The following is a 17714-nucleotide window of genomic DNA, read 5'->3' as shown; positions in this document are numbered from 1 at the left end:
GAATCGGGGACCCGGTGGCGCGCGATTTGGATGAACGTTCTACTCTGGAGATCTCCGGTAGCGAGGTCTGGGCGGGGCGGCCCCGACCTTGCTACCGGAGCTCTACTTTTCAGCCCCTCTGCTTCAGCCCCTCCATGGCGGGCCCGGAAACTGTCGGTGCCTCCCGGTAGCGTTCTCAGTGCCAGGGGCGGCTCCTGGACGTGCTTCCTTCTCCTCCACCAGGCCAAGTAGCGCGTCCGCTCTCCGCCCCTGGCGCCCTCGTTCCATGAAGCACAGTAGGTGCAGGACGTCAGTGGGGAGACGGCATGCCGGACCAACCAGCGGATCCGCGAGCTGCTGTCCTGCTGCGCCGCCGGCGGCTCGTCGACGCCACCGCCCTCACCCCTCCGGTACGGCGCTCCGCCTGGCAGTGGCTGCGCCGACCGCTCACCATCCAGGCCGGCCTGTCCGCGCTCCAGGCGGACCTGATCCAGCGCGGTCTCCTGCTCTCGGTCGGCCTGTACCGGCACTGTGCCTCGCTGTCGGCGCCTGCGCTGGCCGGTTTCGGCAGTGCGCTCCTCGACCTGCTCGACGCCGAGTCCGGGTTCGACGCCAAGCACACGCCGTTGTTCCGGGGCTTCCCGGAGAGCGTGCCGGGCAACACGGAGACCTTCTATGTGAACCGGGTCTTCGCCCGCCTGCTGCAGGAGCCGGAGCAACCGTGTGTGCTCTGCGGCGACACGACCTCCGTGCACGCGGTCTCCCCGTGCGCCCACCTGGTCTGCCGGACGTGCTGGGACGGCGCCGACCTCAGTGCCTGTCCGCTGTGTCTGCGGCGCATCGACCCGAAAGATCCGTTCCTCAAGCCGTCGCCGGTCGAGGAGCCTCAGGCGCATGTCCGCTCGGATCGCCTGCGGCTGCTCTCGCTGGCCACGGCAGACTCGGTCCGTCAGACCGTCAATGCCCTGCTGGCCCGGCGCGCGCCTCTGTCCGCTGCGGACCGCGCCGACCTGCAGGTGCTGCTCAACGGCGCCAGTTCGGCCTGGATTCCTGATGACATCCCGGTCCGGGAGACCCGTGCGCTCGTGATCGCGCACTTCCTGGCCGAGGAGCCCGCGCTGATCGATCGCACCGACACCGCCACCGACGTACTGCGGCTGGTCTACGCGTTGATGGACGCCGACCCCGGGCTGTGGACGCCGCCGGTCCGGCGCAGGTCGTTGCCGCGGGCAACTCGACACCTCGTCCTGGAGCGTCTCGACCGGCTGCCGGTCGAGACGCTGGTGGAGGACATGCTGCGCCACGAGCGTGCCTGGAAACGGATCGGGGAGAACCTGCATCCGTTCGAGTTCGCGACCCGGTTCCCGGTCGCCGCGCTGGCGTTCGCGGTCCTCCGACGTACCGCTCTGGACCTCGGAACGGCGGCCGGACGGGCGGTGGCGGGCGAGGCTTCGCGGCATCCGCTGGTGCGAGTGGAGAGCGGGCGGCTCGTGATGAGCACGTTCAGCTCGCGTGTCGAGGGCGCTTTCACGCAAGGGCGGCCGGAGCAGGCGCTCGACCTGCTGGGGCACCGTCCAGGCGAGTTGGTACGCCGTCTGGTGCAGCTGGCGCGTGCCCTTCCGCCGGAGCAGCACGCGGAGCTCGTAGACGCCCTGACGACGGCGGTGTCGGACGTCTCGCCGGCGGTCATCACGGCCGCCCTGGGACAGGTCCGGACACCGCCGGGCGATCTGCGGCTGTTCTTCCCGCGTGGCGGGACCGCCCGGATCTGGACGTCGGTCGACGACCGGGAGCCCTTGCCCACTGCGCTCGCCGTCGAGCTGTCCGGCGTACTCACCGGGGAAATGTTGCGCCGGGCAACGGGATTGCCGCGCTGGCGGCGGGTGTTCCTGGACGAGGAGCTGTCCCGGATGGCGGCGCCCGGTTCGGAGCGGAACGCGTCGTCGAGCCTGCTGCGGATGACGCGGGGGAGTGCGGTGCCGATCCCGCAGGACGAGTTGCTGCGGCTGTTCCTGCACTGGGTCGAGCCTCGCGGGAGGCGGATCGATCTCGACCTGTCAGTGGCGGTGTTCGACGAGGAGTGGGCTTTCGTCGGGCTGTGCGACTACACCCGGCTGCGGTTCGACCAGGACGCGCTGGTGCATTCCGGCGATCTGACGTCCGCGCCGGGGCCCGACGGATCGACGGAGTTCGTGGACATCGATCTGCGCGCGGTGCGCCGGGTGGGTGGTCGCTATCTGCTGCCTGTGGTGTTCAGCTACAACGACGTACCGTTCGAGGAGCTGGAACGCGGTTTCGTCGGCGTACTGCGGCAACCTGGCAGGCTGTTCGATCCGGCGGCGGTCGAGGACCGCTTCGACCTGGCCGGGCCGGCGAAGATCCTGATGCCGTTCGGCGTCGACCTGCGGACCAAGGAACTGCGCTGGTACGACGTGAACCTCGGCGCGGCCGGATACGGCCACAACATCGCGAGGTACGGCGGTCATCTCGGGCTGATGGCGGCGACGCTGGAAGAGGTTCACGGGTCGGGCGACCGGGTGAGTCTGTGGGAGATCTGCTGCTGGCACGCGGCGGCCCGCGCCGACGAGATCGCGGTCCGGTGCGCCGACGGGTCGGTCGTCGGCTACGTCCGTGACCCGGCCGAGGAGCTGGCGACGTTCGCGCGGCGGGTCGTCGCGCGGCTGGAGCCGGACCGGAGCTGGGACGAGGACGCGGCGAAACGCGCCGATTTCGTCGCGGTGCTGACCGGTGACATCACGCCGCGCGCGGGCGCGGAAGTGTACGCGCTGCATCCGCGTCTCCTCGACGGCGCGAGCCTGTCGCTGATCGACGCACCGTACCTGCTGTCGGGTCTGGCCCCCGACACCCGCGCTCGCGCGAGCCTCGGAGCCACCTCACCCACTCCATGACCTGCGCTCGGGCGAGTCTGGCAGGAGCCTGAGAAGAAATTGACAATTCCGTGACGGAGGCGGGGCTGGTGCTTTGGACCGGTCCTCGGCAGGAGTACAACGGAATTGACGCGAAGGGAGCCACGAATGACGTACGACGTGGTGGTGCTCATCGAGCGGGAGATGAGCGAGGGCGACGCGCGCCGCGTTGCCGCCCTGCATGCAAGGCGCGAGGACACCGTGGACTACCACCTGCTGGTCTCCAGTCATCCGGAGAGCGGGTTCGGCGGTCCGATGGCGTTGCTGGGCTCGACGTTCGCGGACGTGGCCGGCCTGACCGGCTCCGCTTCCGTGATCGGCTCGGCGACGGTGGCGTCGGCGCGCGTCAGCCCGCCGGCAACAGTTGACCGAGCACAAAGCCGAACCCAGCGTGGAACCCAGCGTGGAACACTGCGCGAACCCCAGAGCGGAACGCCGACGGCGACCCTCGCCGATCCGGCCGTCGACCTCGCCTCGGTGATCGAGCACAGCTCCCGGCGGCTCCGGGCGGCCAGCGGCTACCCGGTGCACGTCTCCATCACGCACGGCGAGGTGCTGCTGGCACTGATGCAGATGGTGAAGACCACCGCCTGCCAGGAGGTCGTGGTGGTCGCCTGGCCGGAGACCGCAGCAGCCTTCGTGTGCTCCGACTGGACCACGAAGGCACGCAGGATCCTCAAGGTGCCCCGCGTCCGCATCCTCGAACACGACACCTGATCAGTTCGGTGGTTGGTGCGGGAGTCGCACCTGGACCGTGGTGTCGCCCGGGCGTGACGTGATACCGATCGTGCCGCCGTGGTGTTCGGCGACGATCCGTTGCGCGATGTCGAGGCCCAGACCGGTGCCCTTGCCGACGTCCTTGGTCGTGTAGAACGGCTCGAACGCGCGGGCCGCGACCTCCGGCGGCATCCCGGGACCGGTGTCGGTGAACTCGACCACGATCCGGTCGCCGTCGGTTCGGGTCGTGATCCGCAGGGTGCCGACACCGTCCATCGCGTCGACCGCGTTGTCGATCAGGTTCGTCCACACCTGGTTCAGTTCGCCGGCGTATGCATCGATCCGCGGCACGCCGGCGCCGTACGCGCGAACCACCTCGACGCCGTCGCGCAGCTTATGCCCGAGCATCACGAGCGTGCTCTCGATGCCCTCGGTGACGTCGATCGTCTGGATCGAGCCGCGGTCCATCTGCGAGTACGAGCGGACGGCGGCCACCAGCTCGGTGATCCGCCGCGTCGACTCCTTCACCTCGCTGAGCAGCGTCGCGACCGACAACGTGCTGGCGACCCATTCGAGGCCGGGCTCCAGCGCGTCACCGAGTACGTCGGCCGCGCGCTCGCACCAGTCCACGCTGGTGCCGGCCGCGGCGAGCGGGGGAGCGATGAACCACGACCGCTCGACGCCGTGGTCGTCGAGCCAGTCCGCGATCGTGCTCTCGTGATCGGCGAGGTCCACCGGATCCGGCGCCGCCGTACCCGAGCCGAGCTCGAGCCGCAGCTCGTCGAGGGCACTGAACTGTGCGGCCGTTGCGTCGCCTTCCGCGAGCCCGCGCAGCGCCGACAGCAGCGTGACGCACGCGGTGTCGAGTGCGCTGACCGAGCGTGCGGCCGCCGCGGCGGGGTTGTTGATCTCATGCGCCAGCCCGGCGGCCAGCGTGCCGAGCGTGATCAGCGACTCGCGCTGCCGGGCGGTCGACTCGATCGCCCGCGCGGTCCCGTAGACGCCCTTGATGAGATGCCCGGCGAGGGGGAACCAGTCGTCGATCCGCTCTCGCAGTACGTCGGCCGGCACCCGAAGTACCCGTCCTTCGGCCAGGCCGCGGCCACTGGCGAGATACAGGCCGTGCTCGTCCCAGGCGCGGAAGCCGCCGGCCCAGCGGCCTGGGACGTCCATCTTGCCCATCACGGTGTCCTCGCGGCCGATCTTGCGGTGCAGCGAGATCGCGCCGTCGACGAGCACCCACCAGAAGTCGGCGGGTTCGCCCTCGTGGAACAGGTCGACGCCGCGCTCGATCGACACCTCGGTGCTGCCGTCGATCAGTTCGTCCAGTTGCGCATCGGTCAACCCGGCGAAGAGCGGGATGGCGTGCAGTTCAGCGGCGTACATCAGACGGTCGCAAGGTAGCGGTGGACGAGATAGATCGACATGGCGCCTTCGCCGACCGCGGACGCCACGCGTTTCATCGAGTCGAGCCGTACGTCGCCGGCCGCGAACACCCCCGGCACGCTGGTCTCCAGCGCGTACGGCGGCCTGCTCAGCGACCACCGGTTCTGCGCGATCAGGTCCGGCCCCGTCACCACGAACCCCTTGGCGTCGCGGACGACGGAGTCGCCGAGCCAATCCGTCCGCGGGATCGCGCCGACGAAGATGAACAGCCAGCTGGCGAGCACCTCCTCGACCCGGCCGGAGGTGCGATCCGCGAACGTCAGCGCCTCGAGATGACCTTCGCCGCGGCAAGCGACCACCTCGGTCCGGCACCGTACCTCGATGTTCGAGGCCTGGGTGATCTTGTCGATGAGGTACCGCGACATCGAGCTTTCGAGCGTGCCGCCGCGGACCAGGAGCACGACGCGTTTGGCATAGCGGGCCAGGTTGAGCGCGGCCTGTCCGGCCGAGTTCGCCGTGCCGACGATGTACACCTCGTCGTCCTGGACCTGCCTGGCTTCGCTCGCCGTGGCGCCGTAGTACACGCCGCGGCCGGTGAGGGCGTCGAGGCCGTCGACGTCGAGGCTGCGGTACGAGACGCCGGTCGCGACGATCAGCGCGCGGGCCTCGATCTCACCGGATTCCTCGAGCAGTACGGCGTGCACGGGGCCGCGGGACTCGAGGCCGACGACCGAGCGCGCGAGCACCATTTCCGCGCCGAAGCGGGACGCCTGCGCGACCGCCCGCTGGGCGAGGTCGGAGCCGGTCAGGCCGCGCGGGAACCCGAGGTAGTTCTCGATCGCGGCGCTGAGCCCGGCCTGGCCGCCGGGTGCCTCGCGTTCGACGATCACCGTGCTGAGGCCTTCGGACGCGGCGTACACGCCGGCGGCGAGTCCGGCCGGTCCGCCGCCGACGATGCAGACGTCGTACAACGGTTGCTCGGCGCGGGTCCGCAGACCGAGAGCCGTGGCGAGGTCGCGGGCGGTGGGGGAGCGGAGCGTGTCGCCTTCCGGGATCAGGACCAGCGGCAGTTCGTGGTCGGCGGCGTCGGCGAGGTCCCTGAGGCGCTGACCCTCGGTGTCGCGCTCGACGTCGTACCAGTGGTACGGAACGTGATTGCGGGCCAGGAACGTCTTGATGTCGTGCGCGCGGTCCGACCAGCGGTTGCCGACGACACGGACATCGGAGGTGTGCTCGGGGTTGGCCTGCCGCCAGTCGCCGAGCAGGTCGTCGACGACCGGGAACAGCTGGTCCTCGGGCGGGTCCCAGGGTTTCAGGAGGTAGTAGTCGAGGCCGATCTCGTTGATCGCACGGATCGCCACGTCCGTGTCGGCGTACGCGGTGAGCAGCAGGTACTTCGCGCTCGGGGCGTGCTCGCGGGCGCGTTCGAGCAGTTCGATGCCGGTCATGCCGGGCATCCGCTGGTCGGTCGCGATCAAGGCGATCGGCTGGTTGCGCAAGGCGAGCTTGGTCAGCGCGGCGAGCGCCTGGTCGCCCGAGGTCGCGCGGACGACCAGGTAGTCGTCGCCGTACCGGCGGCGCAGGTCGCGGGAGATGGCCGCCGAGACCATCGGGTCGTCGTCGACCGTGAGAATCGCAGGTTTGCTCACGCGGTGCCCCCCACAGCAGTGAACTGATCCCGTCAGAATGCCACGGGATCAGTCAGTCATCTATGAGCGCACGCAAGGTTTCCTGCTCGGAGTCGGGCACGTACCCGGCGTAGTAGTCGAACATGTTCTGGCGGGCGATCCGGGCGGCGGCGTGGCCGTTGCCGGCGCGGATCGCGTCGACGACCTCGGCGTGGTGGTGCAGCGACTCGAGCATCAGGGCGCGGCTGTTCGGGGCGTGCGCGATCTTGTCGGCGATCAGTCCGAGCACGACGCCGCGGACGACCTCGTTGCAGGTCTGGATCAGCGAGTTCCGGCTGATCCGCGCGATCAGCTCGTGGAACGCGAGATCGGCCTCGCTGAACGCGGCGAAGTCGACGTCGATCGCGTCCCGCATCGCGACCAGGGTCGCCTCCAGGTCGTCCAGCTCCTCCGGGGTCCGCAGCCGGGACGCGACCTGGATCGCGGCGCCGTCCATGATCATCCGGAACCCGATCAGCTCGCTCAGGGTCAGCTCGTCGACACGCGCCAGCCTCGTCACCTGCTTGCGCAGCGCGGACGAGGAGTACGGCAGGATCTCCGGGCCGTTCGGGTCGCCGGGCCGGGAGCGGACCACGCCGTTGCTCTCCAGCACCCGCAGCGCCTCGCGGACCGTCGACCGGCTGACCGCGAACTGTGCGACCAGTTCACGTTCGCTCGGCAGCCGCTGGCCCGGTGCCAGGTCACCGCGGGCGAGTGCGTCCTCGACCTGCTCGACGATCCGCTGGTAGGCGCGCACGGGTTGTACCGGCTCGAACTGCGGACGCTTTGTCATCCGGCACACCCCCATTCGCTTGACAGGCACCTGAGCAGGGGACAAACCTAGTGGCCCATTGAGACCTAGTCCACTGGTCAGACCAGTCGGCGCACCGGAGGAGTAGACGTGAAGCCGTCGTTTTCCACTCGAGCGGTCGCATTCCTCGCGTCCGCCGCGCTGCTGGCCGTGACGGCCTGCTCGGCCGGATCCGGTACGTCGTCCGGCAGCTCACCGGGGGCTGACCAGAAGCTGTCGATCGGTCTGGTCGCGGAGCCGGCCAGCCTGGACTTCACCACCACCGACGGCGCCGCGATCCCGCAGGCGTTGCTCGGCAACGTCTACGAGACGCTGGTCAAGCAGGACGACTCCGGCAAGATCGTGCCGTCGCTGGCGAAGTCGTGGACGGTGTCGCCGGACCGCAAGACGTACACGTTCGACCTGGTCGACAACGCGAAGTTCACCAACGACAAGCAGTTCACCGCGAACGACGCGGTGTTCAGCATCAACCGGGTGAAGACCGCGTGGACGACGTCGCTGAAGGCCGCGATGGACGTGGTCTCCCAGGCCAAGGCGCTGTCGCCGACCCAGTTGCAGGTGACGCTGACGAAGCCGAGCAACGACTGGCTGTTCCGGATGACCACCCGGATCGGCGCGATGTTCTCGGAGAGCGGTGTCAGCGCGCTCGCGACCGCACCGGTCGGCTCCGGCCCGTTCAAGTTCTCGAAGTGGAACCGCGGCGACTCGATCGTCATGGTCCGCAACGACAACTACTGGGGCAGCAAGCCGTTCTTCCAGCAGATCACGCTGAAGTACTTCAAGGACGCGACCGCGCTGAACAACGCGCTGCTCACCGGCACCATCAACGTGGTCGGCACGGTGCAGGCGCCCGAGGCCCTCAGCCAGTTCACCAGCAACGACAAGTACCAGGTGATCGAGGGTACGACGAACGGCGAGGTGCTGCTGTCCTTCAACAACTCGCTGCCGCTGTTCAAGGATGTCCGGACCCGGCAGGGGATCCGGATGGCGATCGACCACAAGGCGTTGCTGGACACCTGCTGGGCCGGCCGCGGCAAGCTGATCGGCAGCATGGTCCCGCCGACCGACCCGTGGTACGAGGACCTCACCGGAGTCGCGCCGTACGACCTGGCGAAGGCGAAGTCGTTGCTGCAGGCCTCCGGCGCGGCGGGAAAGACGCTGCGGCTCCGGCTCCCGACGTTGCCGTACGCAACGTCCTGTGGCCAGGTGGTGAAGAGCCAGTTGGAGCAGGCCGGCCTGAAGGTGGCGATCGACCAGCTCGAGTTCCCGGCGGCGTGGCTGACGACGGTGTTCAAGAACGCCGACTACGACATGTCGATCATCGCGCACGTCGAGCCGCGCGACCTGGGTGCGGTCTTCAACCCGAAGTACTACACCCGCTACGACGACCCGACGCTGCAGGGCTACCTGGCCGCGGCGGACTCCGGTGACGAGGCCGCGCAGGTCGACAACCTGAAGAAGGCGGCGCGCCGGCTGTCCGAGCAGGCTGCGGGGGACTGGCTGTTCCTGCTGCCGAACCTGATGGTCGCCGACAAGAGCGTCAAGGGGCTGCCGACGAACGCGATCACCGAGAACTTCGATCTCTCCAAGCTCGCCCGATGATTCTCCGCCTGATCGAGCGCACCGGCGTGTTCTTGGTCAGTCTTGTGGTGAGCTCGGTCCTGGTCTTCGCGTTCATGGCGGTGCTGCCGGGCGATCCCGCCCGGGTCGCGCTCGGGGTGAACGCTTCCGACGAGGCAGTGGCCGAACTGCGTCGGCAGTTCGGCCTCGACCGCTCGCTGCCGACGCAGTACTTCGACTGGCTGGGCGGACTGCTGCGCGGTGACCTCGGTACGTCTTACGTGTCGAAGGCGGCGATCGGTCCGCAGGTGTTCGACCGGCTGCAGGTCACTCTGTGGCTGGTCGTCGCGGGCATGATCATCGCCCTGGTGGTCGCCGCCCCGGCCGGGACCGTGATGGCGGCGCGGCACCGCAAGATCTCCGGGTTGGCGCTCTCCGCGTTCTCTCAGGTGGGCGTCGCGGTCCCGGCGTTCCTGGCCGGGATTCTGCTGATCGTGGTGTTCGCGGTGCGGCTCGGCTGGTTGCCGGCCAACGGCTGGACGCCACCGGCGCAGGATCCGGCGATGTTCCTGAAGCAACTGATCCTGCCGGCCCTGTCGCTCGGGCTGGTCCAGGGCGCCGTGCTCACCCGCTACGTCCGCAGCGCGGTGCTGGAGGTGCTGCGCGAGGATTATCTCCGAACCGCGCGGGCGAAGGGGTTGCGACCGTTCCAGGCGCTGTGGCGACACGGTCTACGCAATGCCGCCGTACCGGTCGTGACTGTGCTCGGCCTGCAATTGGCCACGCTGTTGATCGGCGCGGTGGTCGTTGAGCGGGTGTTCGTCATCCCGGGCCTTGGGAGCCTGCTGCTCGACGGTGTGTCGAACCGCGACCTGCTCCTCGTCCAGGACGTGGTGATGGTCCTGGTCATCGCCGTACTGCTGGTCAACTTCGTCGTCGACCTGCTGTACGTCGCGCTCGATCCTCGACTCAGGACGGCGTCATGAAGCGGCTGAACCCGAGTCTGATCGCCGGCGGCGTGATCGTCGCGGTGATCGTGCTGATGGCGCTGGTGTCGTTCGTCTGGACGCCGTACGACGCGACGCTGGTGAGTCCCGCCTCGCGGTTGCTGGAACCGTCGTGGTCGCACTGGTTCGGGACCGACAAGTTCGGCCGGGACATACTCAGCCAGATCATGGTCGGCTCGCGGACGACGCTGTTCGTGGGTGTCGTCGCGGTCGGTGTCGCCGCGGTCATCGGCGTACCGCTGGGAATCCTGGCGGCGATGGTACGGCGGTGGCCGAGCGAGGTGATCATGCGCGCCAACGACCTCTTGCTCGCGTTCCCGGCGTTGCTGCTGGCGATCATGTTCGGCGCGGTCTTCGGTGCCAGCACGCTGACCGCGATGATTGCCATCGGCATCGCTTCGGTGCCGAGCTTCGCGCGGGTGATCCGGAGTGGGGCCTTGCAGGTGATGCGGACGGAGTACGTGCTCGCGGCGCGCGCGGCCGGCCGGCAACCGTTTCCGATCGCCCTGCGGCACGTGCTGCCGAACGTGACCAGCCTGATCACGGTTCAGGCCTCGGTGTCCTTCGCGATCGCAGTGCTGGCCGAGGCGGCGTTGTCGTTCCTCGGGTACGGAACGCCGCCGCCGACACCATCCTGGGGCCGGATGCTCCAGGAGAGCCAGGAGTTCCTGTTCAGCGCGCCGCGGCTGGCGATCTTCCCCGGGATCGCGATCGCGATCGCCGTCCTCGGATTCAACCTGCTCGGCGACGGCCTCCGGGACCGCTTCGATCCGAAACTGGAGGATCGCCGATGAACGACGTTCTCACCGTGCGCGGGTTGTCCGTGACCGTGCGGGATACGGCTCTCGTGTCCGACGTCGATCTGACGGTCGGGGCGGGAGAGCGGGTCGGACTGATCGGCGAATCGGGATCAGGCAAGTCACTGACCGCACTGAGCATTCTCGGGTTGTTGCCCGAGGACGTCCGGGCCGGCGGATCGGTGCGGCTCGATGGTGTCGACCACGAACTGGTCGGCGCGGACGAACGGCGGATGTCCCGCGTTCGCGGCCGTGATATCGCGATGGTCTTCCAGGAACCGATGACCGCGCTGAACCCGACTATGCGGATCGGTGACCAGATCACCGAGTCGATGCTCATTCACCGTTCCAGGACCAAAGCCGCGGCCCGCACGGCCGCCGCCGATCTGCTCGAGCTTGTCCAACTGCCGACCGGGACGCTCCGCGCATACCCGCATCAACTCTCCGGTGGCCAACGGCAACGAGTCGTCCTGGCGCTTGCCCTGGCCAACGATCCGGCGCTGCTGATCTGCGACGAGCCGACCACCGCACTCGACGTCACGGTCCAGGCCCTCGTACTCGACCTGATCGTCCGCGGCGTCGTGGACCGCTCCTCCGCGCTGCTCTTCATCACCCACGACCTCGCCGTCGTCGCCACCGTCTGCGAACGGGTCCTCGTCATGTACGGCGGACGCGTTGTGGAGGCAGGTCCGGTCAACGAGGTGTTCACGCGCCCCCGGCACCGCTACACCGAGGGACTGCTCGCAGCGTCCGATCTCGAGTCCACTTCGCGTCGACTGACCACGATCCCCGGCAACGTGCCGCCCGCCGGGCGTTTCCCGTCCGGCTGCGTCTTCCGGACACGGTGCGCGCACGCAACCGCACTCTGCGAAGAGACACCGGCGTGGACCGGGTCCGAGACCGAAGGGTTCGCATGCCACCACCCGGCGGGGGTGGCTGATGCCTGATATCCACGATCCTGAAGCTCCGACCGCCATCCGGGTTGTCGATCTCGTGCGCGACTATCCGCGCCCGCGAACGTCGTTGCTGCAGCCGGCGCCCGTCGTGCGCGCTCTTCGCGGTGTGAGCCTGGAAGTCAAGCAGGGCGAGCGTTTCGGCATCGTCGGCGAATCCGGCTGCGGCAAATCGACACTGCTGCGCCTGATCGCCGCGCTCGACCGGGCAACGTCCGGGCACGTGATCGTCGAGGACACCGACATCACCCGTCTCCCGGAATGCCGGCTGCGCTCGCTCCGCGAGAACCTCCAGCTCGTGTTCCAGGACCCGATGAGCTCGCTCGACCCACGGATGCGGGTCCGCGACATCATCGCCGAACCGCTCGTCGTGCAAGGACATCCGGCGTCGGGACAGCGCGTTCGCGAGTTGCTCGAAGCCGTCGGCCTCTCCGCGGATGCCGGCGACCGGTACCCGCACCAGTTCTCCGGCGGTCAGCGACAGCGCATCTCCATCGCCCGTGCTCTCGCTCCGCGCCCGCGGATCCTGATCGCGGACGAGCCGGTGAGCGCTCTCGACGTCTCCGTCCGCGCCCAGGTACTCAACCTGATCTCGGACCTGGTCGACGAACTCAACCTCACGCTCGTGTTCGTCTCGCACGACCTGTCCGTGGTCAAGCACGTCTGCGACCGGGTGGCCGTGATGAACGCCGGCCAGATCGTCGAGACGGGCTACACCGGTGATGTGTACGCCGCCCCGCAGCATCCGTACACGCAGCGCCTGGTCTCGGCCATCCCGACGCTTCAGAGGGCGCTTTCCGGTGCGACCACTGCCGACCTACTCGCGAAGGGGGAATCAGCGTGAAGATCCAGCTCGACGGCGGCGGGACGATCACGATGCCGGCCGGCCTGCCGATCGGTGAGACCTGGGTCGAGTCACCGGCCACGGCGCCGGTGATCTTCCCGTACGACGGCTCGACCGTGGCGGATGCACCGGTCGGGGACGTCGAGCTCGCCCGGGCGGCGCTCGAGAACGCGCTCTCCGTGCGAGAAACGGTTGGCCGACTGCCGTCGTACGTGCGCCGAAACGTCTTGCAGAGCCTGCATTCCGCCGTACTCGCTGAGCGGGACGCGTTCGTGGAGCTGCTGGTGCTCGAGACTGGCAAGCCGCTGGTCGACTGCCGGGTCGAGATCGATCGGACCCTGCTCACCCTGGAGACGTCGGCCGAGGAGGTTGCCCGGCTGCACGGCGAGACAGTGCCGCTCGACCTGTTGCCGAGCGGCGAAGGGCTGCAGGGGTTCTGGGTGCGCAAGCCGATCGGCGTAGTCATCGGGATCACCGGGTTCAACTATCCGTTGCTGCTCGCGGCGCACAAGATCGCGCCGGCGTTGGCGGCCGGGTGCCCGATCATCGTGAAGCCCGCGCCGCAGACGCCGCTCGCAACGCTCTGGCTCACGCACTTGATGCGGTCTGCACTCGCCGACGCGGGAGCGCCAGAGAGCACTCTCCAGCTGATCACGGGCGGAGCGGACGTGGGCGCCACGCTCACCACCGACGATCGGATCGGTGCCGTCTCCTTCACCGGATCCGCGGCCGTCGGGCATCGCATCGCGCGCGACGCGGCGCCGACGAAGGTGCTTCTCGAACTGGGGTCCAACTCCGCGCTGGTCGTCGCCGCGGACGCCGACCTGGACGCGGCCGCCGACGCGATCGTGCGCGGCGGGTACTACGCGTCCGGGCAGGCCTGTATCTCCGTGCAGCGCGTGATCGCCGTCGAGTCGGTGCGGGAAGCGTTGCTGGAGAAGCTCGGCGCGCGCATGCCTGGCGTGGTCGTCGGCGATCCGCGTGATCCGGCGACCCGGGTGTCCGCGCTGATCAACCCGGCGTCGACCGATCGCGTTCGGCAATGGGTGGGCGATGCGGTCCATGCCGGCGCATCGATCGCGTACGAGGCCCCTGGCGACGTACTCGGGCCGATCGTGCTCACCGACGTACCGGATGGGCTGTCGGCGTGGGACGAGGAGATCTTCGGGCCGGTGATCGCGGTGCGGTCCGTTCCGGACATCGAGAGCGCCCTCCGCGCGGTCAACGAGACGCGGTACGGGCTGCATGCGAGCGTCTTCACGGCCTCGCTCGACACGGCGTTCGCGGCGATCGATCGGCTCGACGTCGGGGGCGTGGTGATCAACGAGGTGCCTGGGTTCCGGTCCGACGTGATGCCGTACGGCGGCGTGAAGGACTCCGGCACCGGACGTGAAGGCCCACGCTTCGCGATCGAGGAACTCACCACAACCCGGATGGCCATCATCCGCCCCCGCCCATGACCACCCACCGCCCCACACCGCCCACCCGAGGCCAACTTTGTGAAGCCACCGTCCATTCCTGGCCGCCGAAAACGGTTGGTGGCTTCTCAAAGTTCGCAAGGCACGGGAGGTGATGGTGATGGACTACACGAAGTTGTTCCGGCTCGACGGCAAGCATGCGCTGGTGATCGGCGCGGGGAGTGGGATCGGCCGGGAAAGCGCGTTGGCGTTGGCCGCCCATGGCGCGCGGGTCACGTGTGCCGATCGGGACCTTGCCGCTGCGCGCGAGACAGCCGCCGGCGAGCTGGCGGCGTACGAGCTGGATGTGCTCGACGACGTGGCGATCGAGCGGGCTGTGGTTGAGCTGGATCCTGTGGATGTGCTGGTGTTCACCGCGGCTACGAACGTGCGGAAGCGGATCCTCGACTACACGGGCGAGGAGTTCGATCGCGTCGTGTCGCTCAACCTGCGCGCGTCGTTCCAGCTGCTGCGTGCGTTCGGACGCGGCATGGCGGAGCGGGGGAGCGGCAGCATCATCGGGTTCAGCTCGATCCGAGGGACCACAGTCGAGCCGGGGCAATCGGTGTACGCGGCAACGAAAGCCGGCCTCGTCCAACTGCTGCGCACCGCGGCCGCAGAGCTCGGCCCGTCCGGCGTCCGCGCGAACGCGATCGCCCCGGGAGTCGTCGAGACCCCGCTCACCGCGCAGATCAAGGCCGACCAGCGCTGGTACGACGCCTACGCGCAGAAGGGCGCGCTCGGTCGCTGGGCCCAACCGAGCGAGCTCGCCGGGGCGGTCGTGTACCTCGCCTCCGATGCCTCGAGTTTCGTCACGGGGAGCGTTCTTGCCGTCGACGGCGGCTGGACCGCGGTCGACGGCCGCTTCGACCCACCGAACTGATCCGCTAACGAGGGAGCCTGCATGAATCTCGCTGACTTGACGGCAACCGAACTCCTGGCGAAGTACCGCGACGGCTCGGTCTCCCCGGTCGAGGTCATCGAGGACGTGCTGACCCGCGTCGACGAGCTCGAACCCCAGCTCTGCGCGCTCTACGCACCGGACCCGGCGGGTGCACGGGCTGCGGCTCACGAGTCGGAGCGCCGCTGGCGGGACGGTACGGCGGGCGCGCTGGACGGCGTACCGGTGACGGTCAAGGAGAACATCGCGACGCGGGGAACGCCCGTACCGCAAGGAACAGCGGCAACCGCGCTCGTCCCGGCCGCGGAGGATGCGCCGGCCGCGGCGCGGCTGCGGGCGGCCGGGGCGGTGATCTTCAGCAAAACGACGATGCCCGAGTACGGGATGTTGTCGTCCGGCGTCTCGACCTTTCACCGATTGACCCGCAATCCCTGGGACCTGACGAAGACGGCCGGTGGCTCGAGCGCAGGCGCGGCGGCTGCGGCGGCCGCCGGATACGGGCCGATCCACGTCGGCACCGACATCGGCGGGTCGATCCGGTTGCCGGCCGGGTGGTGCGGACTGGTCGGGCTGAAGCCGACGCACGGTCGGATCGCGGTCGGCAACCCGTACGCCGGGCGCGCGATCGGACCCCTGACCCGTACGGCGCCGGACGCGGCGCTCGCGCTGCAGGTGATGTCCGGGTACGACCCGCGCGACCACACGTCGTTCCCGGTGGCATCCGACATCTTCGAGGTCGAGGTCGAGGGTTTGCGCGTTGCGTTGCTGCTCGATGCGGGCGTCGGGCTGCCGGTCGATCCCGAGGTCACCGCGGCGGTCTCGGCCGCGGCCGCTGTACTCGAGAAGGCCGGGGCGATTGTCGAACCGATCACGCCGATCATCACCCGCGACATGCTCGACGGCCTCGACCGCTTCTGGCGGATCCGCTCCGCCACGGACATCGCCGCGCTGCCCGAGGAGCGTCGCGCGAAGGTACTTCCGCAGATCCGCGAGTGGGTCTCGACGGCCTCCGATCTCACCGCTTCGGACGTCTTCGACGGGTACAGCCAGATGGGCGCCATGGCCGCCGCGGTCGGCCGGGTGTTCACGACGTACGACGTGATCCTGTCGCCGGTCGCGCCGATCACGGCGTTCCCGGCGGAGCTCGCGTACCCGACTGACGATCCCGGGAAGCCGTTCGAGCACATCGCGTTCACGGTCCCGTACAACATGTCCCAGCACCCCGCGACCACGGTCAACGCCGGCTGGTCGACGTCCGGGTTGCCGATCGGGGTGCAACTCGCCGTACCGCACCACCAGGACCTGCGCGCACTCGCCTTGGCCGACTACCTCGACAGCCGGCGTTCGGAGCAGCGAGACTGGCCGATGAGGTGACGACTTGGTCCGATGAACGGCTCCGGAGGTACGGCGTACCGCGCTGACGAGCTGCAGCGCGGTCTGGTCTCGCACTGCTACCGGATGCTCGGATCCGTCACCGACGCCGTCGAAATCGCTGCTGTCAGCAAGGGATACGAGGACGCCACCCGTGCCTGCCTGCAGCAGGTCGGCAGCCGTCCTCTCCCGTCGGACCTCGCTGCACCGAGCGATGATCCTGAGGGAGCGCTCTCCGAGCGTTCGGAGATTCTCTGGCTGGAACCGATCCCAGCGGACCTGATGGACGACCACCCGATCGATCTCGGCCTGATCGCCGCGCTGCAACGCCTTTCACCCGTCGAGCGCGCCGTGACCGTCCTGCACCTCGAGGGCCGGCCGAGCTTCGCCGACCTGCTGAGCGACACCTCTCCCGCACCGATCAGCATTGGCTCGCTCGTCGCTCCCGACGAAATCCTCCTGGCCCGGTACCGCGCGGCGTTCGAGCAGTACGACGTACCCGCGATCGTCACGCTCTTCACCGACGACGCGATCTGGGAGATGCCGCCGTTCACATCCTGGTTCCGCGGCGCCCGCGACATCGGCCGCCTGATCAGCACCCACTGCCCGGCCGAACGCCCCGGCGACCAGTACCTCGTCCCGCTGACGGCCAACGGCCACCCCGCCTTCGCCGTCTACATGCGAGACCCGAAAGACGACCTCCACCGAGCCTTCCAGATCCAGGTCCTCACCCTTACCGCCACCGCCGTGGTCCACGCGGTGGCGTTCTTCGACCTGTCCCTCTTCCAAACCTTCGGCCTGCCGGACCTCCTGACAGGCCTCCCACCCAACCCCTACGACGGCACCCCCAAACCCCACGTAGAACGCCTACCGAAGCACTAACCCATGGCAGCATCCAGCCGAGCAGCTGCCTTGCCGACGAGTTGCGTGAAGACTGCGTCCGTGATCGTCTCGCCTTGCGCCTCCAGGCCGACGACTGTTCCCTCTCGTACGACGAATGCGACGTAGACGACCGCCTCGACGACGGCGTAGCCGGCCATCGAGGTGTCATAGCGAATCGCGATGCCGTCGGTCAGTCCGGGAACCGACAGTCGCTTTTGCGACCCACCGATACTTCTCGCCGTCCGTGGCCACCATCGTGTAACTCGAGCACTTCGCGAATTGACTGGTGATGTCCGGAACAACCGTGTCCAATCGCGTCGGCCAAGACCACACCCACTCGGTCACGGACTGGATCGTTCGCCTGGTGAAGTACTGAGCTCGGACTGCGGTTGCGGGTCTGCCCAGGAGATCCATCGGGTGCCGGAAGACCATGCACTCGGGCGGGTCGTACCGAG

The 17714-nt window shown here is 68.8% G+C and carries 15 protein-coding genes; 11 read left to right on the top strand and 4 right to left on the bottom strand.

Annotation, left to right across the window (positions count from 1 at the left end; all coding sequences use genetic code 11):
• Positions 1–305: 305 nt before the first annotated feature.
• On the top strand, positions 306–2888 hold the full coding sequence (locus tag EV137_RS36555; protein ID WP_134132695.1) for an MXAN_6230/SCO0854 family RING domain-containing protein: 2583 nt from the start codon (positions 306–308) through the stop codon (positions 2886–2888).
• Between the two features lie 126 nt (positions 2889–3014).
• Positions 3015–3623 carry a hypothetical protein gene (locus EV137_RS36550; RefSeq protein ID WP_134132693.1) on the top strand — a complete coding sequence of 203 codons (609 nt, stop codon included), beginning with the start codon at positions 3015–3017 and terminating at the stop codon, positions 3621–3623.
• On the opposite strand, the gene EV137_RS36545 is transcribed toward EV137_RS36550, so the two are convergent.
• From EV137_RS36545 to EV137_RS36535, 3 genes are read right to left on the bottom strand one after another with little or no spacing between them, the layout of a single operon-like run.
• Complete coding sequence (locus EV137_RS36545; RefSeq protein ID WP_134132692.1) at positions 3624–5009, bottom strand: sensor histidine kinase; 1386 nt, start codon at positions 5007–5009, stop codon at positions 3624–3626. It lies immediately after the preceding gene.
• A complete protein-coding gene (locus EV137_RS36540; RefSeq protein WP_134132691.1) occupies positions 5009–6658 on the bottom strand; it encodes an NAD(P)/FAD-dependent oxidoreductase in 1650 nt (549 codons plus the stop codon). Before EV137_RS36540 ends, EV137_RS36545 begins: the two co-directional genes overlap by 1 nt.
• A 52-nt stretch (positions 6659–6710) precedes the next feature.
• Positions 6711–7469 (bottom strand): FadR/GntR family transcriptional regulator, encoded by a 759-nt coding sequence (locus EV137_RS36535; protein ID WP_134012610.1) that lies wholly within the window; start codon positions 7467–7469, stop codon positions 6711–6713.
• A gap of 108 nt (positions 7470–7577) precedes the next feature.
• Between EV137_RS36535 and EV137_RS36530 the strand changes: the two genes are divergently transcribed.
• The 9 genes from EV137_RS36530 (at position 7578) to EV137_RS36490 (ending at position 17259) form a co-directional block, all read left to right on the top strand.
• Complete coding sequence (locus tag EV137_RS36530; RefSeq protein WP_134012612.1) at positions 7578–9089, top strand: ABC transporter substrate-binding protein; 1512 nt, start codon at positions 7578–7580, stop codon at positions 9087–9089.
• A complete protein-coding gene (locus EV137_RS36525; RefSeq protein ID WP_134132690.1) occupies positions 9086–10033 on the top strand; it encodes an ABC transporter permease in 948 nt (315 codons plus the stop codon). Before EV137_RS36530 ends, EV137_RS36525 begins: the two co-directional genes overlap by 4 nt.
• Positions 10030–10848, top strand: a complete 819-nt coding sequence (locus EV137_RS36520; RefSeq protein WP_134132689.1) for an ABC transporter permease — start codon at positions 10030–10032, stop codon at positions 10846–10848. The genes EV137_RS36525 and EV137_RS36520 overlap by 4 nt, the downstream gene beginning before the upstream one ends.
• Positions 10845–11798: an ABC transporter ATP-binding protein gene (locus EV137_RS36515; RefSeq protein WP_134012617.1), complete on the top strand. Its 954-nt coding sequence runs from the start codon at positions 10845–10847 to the stop codon at positions 11796–11798. The genes EV137_RS36520 and EV137_RS36515 overlap by 4 nt, the downstream gene beginning before the upstream one ends.
• Positions 11791–12648, top strand: coding sequence for an ATP-binding cassette domain-containing protein (locus EV137_RS36510; protein WP_134132688.1), 858 nt, complete (start codon positions 11791–11793; stop codon positions 12646–12648). Before EV137_RS36515 ends, EV137_RS36510 begins: the two co-directional genes overlap by 8 nt.
• Complete coding sequence (locus EV137_RS36505) at positions 12645–14108, top strand: aldehyde dehydrogenase family protein (protein WP_238175794.1); 1464 nt, start codon at positions 12645–12647, stop codon at positions 14106–14108. Before EV137_RS36510 ends, EV137_RS36505 begins: the two co-directional genes overlap by 4 nt.
• 118 nt (positions 14109–14226) lie before the next feature.
• Positions 14227–14988 (top strand): SDR family NAD(P)-dependent oxidoreductase, encoded by a 762-nt coding sequence (locus tag EV137_RS36500; RefSeq protein WP_134012621.1) that lies wholly within the window; start codon positions 14227–14229, stop codon positions 14986–14988.
• Between the two features lie 21 nt (positions 14989–15009).
• Positions 15010–16380 carry an amidase gene (locus EV137_RS36495; protein ID WP_134132686.1) on the top strand — a complete coding sequence of 457 codons (1371 nt, stop codon included), beginning with the start codon at positions 15010–15012 and terminating at the stop codon, positions 16378–16380.
• 12 nt (positions 16381–16392) lie between these two features.
• Entirely contained in the window at positions 16393–17259 is an 867-nt protein-coding gene (locus EV137_RS36490) for a sigma-70 family RNA polymerase sigma factor family protein (protein WP_134132685.1), read from the top strand.
• On the opposite strand, the gene EV137_RS40900 is transcribed toward EV137_RS36490, so the two are convergent.
• Entirely contained in the window at positions 17256–17417 is a 162-nt protein-coding gene (locus EV137_RS40900) for a hypothetical protein (protein WP_166680113.1), read from the bottom strand. The genes EV137_RS36490 and EV137_RS40900 overlap by 4 nt on opposite strands.
• Positions 17418–17714: the final 297 nt, after the last annotated feature.

This window comes from Kribbella pratensis, assembly GCF_004366075.1.
Classification (GTDB): Bacteria; Actinomycetota; Actinomycetes; order Propionibacteriales; family Kribbellaceae; genus Kribbella; species Kribbella pratensis.
This window is presented reverse-complemented; position numbering and strand designations above follow the sequence as displayed.